General features: G+C 63.7%; 1 protein-coding gene. It reads left to right on the top strand.

Annotated elements, in window-relative coordinates; all coding sequences use genetic code 11:
* A partial coding sequence (locus QCE62_RS35165) for a hemagglutinin repeat-containing protein (RefSeq protein WP_309928043.1) occupies positions 1–444 on the top strand: 444 nt, incomplete at both ends.

Raw genomic sequence — 444 nt, 5'->3', positions numbered from 1 at the left:
ACGGCGACGCTTGCACAAGGCAGCATGGTTTCCGCGGATGCGGTGACGATCGCCAGCGGCCGCGACATCAACGTCCAAGGCAGTACGATCGTCGGCACCAACGATGTGGCATTGAGCGCGGCGCATGACGTCAGCATCGGCACGTCGCAGGACACCATGACGTCGTCGAGCAGCTATCAGGAAAAGCGCTCCGGGCTCGGCACCAGCGACCTGACCGTGACCTATGGCAGCAACAATCACGCGACGACCGATCAGGCTTCGAGCGTGACGAACAACGCGAGCACGGTCGGCTCGCTGGCGGGCAATCTCTCGATTCAGGCCGGCACTACCCTGCATGTGACCGGAAGTGATCTGCTTGCGGCGAAAGACCTCGTCGGCCTGGGCGCGAACGTCACCATCGACGCGGCCAAGGATACGGCGCAGCGTTCGCGGACGGAAACCTCG

Origin of the sequence: Caballeronia sp. LZ033 (genome assembly GCF_031451265.1) — a bacterium.
GTDB lineage: Bacteria > Pseudomonadota > Gammaproteobacteria > Burkholderiales > Burkholderiaceae > Caballeronia.
This window is presented reverse-complemented; position numbering and strand designations above follow the sequence as displayed.